1 protein-coding gene is annotated in these 1,159 nt (G+C 72.2%); it reads left to right on the plus strand.

Features of this window, described 5'->3' with window-relative positions:
* Positions 1-1,159, plus strand: a 1,159-nt coding sequence (locus JZY06_RS06675) for a DUF6049 family protein (protein WP_242516789.1), incomplete at both ends; no start/stop codon positions are given.

The raw sequence follows: 1,159 nt of genomic DNA on the forward strand, positions 1-1,159 counted from the left end.
GTGGCGGTCACCGCCGCCGCCGGACCCGGCCCGGTCGCCGCCCTGCACCTGCCGCTGCCGCCGGATGATCCGGCGGTGGCCGCCCAGTGGGTCAACCCGCAGATCCGCCCCACCGACCGGCAGGCGACGGTGACCGTCAACACGGTGTCGGTGACCCCGGACAATCCGGTGGTCGGCGATGTTCTTGCCGTCACCGTCACCGTCACCAACAACAGTTCCCGCCCGGTGGAGAAGCTGTCGCTGCGGCTGCAGCATGCCCGGGCGGCCACCGGCACCGCCGACGCGACCGGGCTGCTGGCCCAGCACCAGGATGCCTACGGGTGGATGGCGCCCTTCCACGACAGTGACACCACGCTGGCGCCGGGGGAGTCAACCACCGTGACCCTGCGGGGGGCAACCGGGTTGGACCCGGCGCCCGACACCGATGATCTGCTGCTGCACACCCCCGGCACCTATCCGCTGATGGTCAATGTCAACGGCGCCCCCGACGGCGGCAGTGTGCGCTACCTGGATTCCGACCGGATGCTGGTCACCATCGCACCTGCCGCCGGTCAGGCCCCGGCCCGGCCGGGTGTGCCGGTCTCGGCGCTGTACCCGATCACCGCCACCACCGGTATTGTTCCCGGGCAAACCGGCACCGCCCCGCAGCGCCCCGAGCTGGTGCTCACCGATGAACGGCTGGCCGAACAGATCGCCCCCGGCGGGCGGTTGGACCGGTTGGTCGATATCTACCGCAGCCGGGTGACCGCCGACGGCGGCGACCAGCTGCGGCAGGCAACCTGCCTGGCGATTGACCCGGCGCTGGTCGACACCATCGACAGGATGCGGGGCGGCTATGGTGTCGCCGACCGGCGGGACTCCCCGGTGGCCCCGTCCCCGCGGCTGCATGACGCGATCGCCCGGCAGAAAACACCCGCCCCCCCACCGGCGGGCACCGGTGCCGGTGATGCCCGGGTGTTTGTCAACAAACTGTCGCAGCTGGCCCAGCACAGCTGTGTGGTGGCCCTGCCGTGGGCCAACGCCGACCTCAACGCGGTGGCCGCCACCGGCAACCCGTGGCTGTTCCGGCAGGCGGTGGCCAAGGGCGACGCCGTGCTGGGCCGGGTACTCGGCGGGCAGCCGCTGGGCGGGCTGGTTGTCCCGCCGACCGGTTATCTCA

The sequence above is a fragment of the Corynebacterium mendelii genome (genome assembly GCF_017307055.1).
Taxonomy (GTDB): Bacteria; Actinomycetota; Actinomycetes; order Mycobacteriales; family Mycobacteriaceae; genus Corynebacterium; species Corynebacterium mendelii.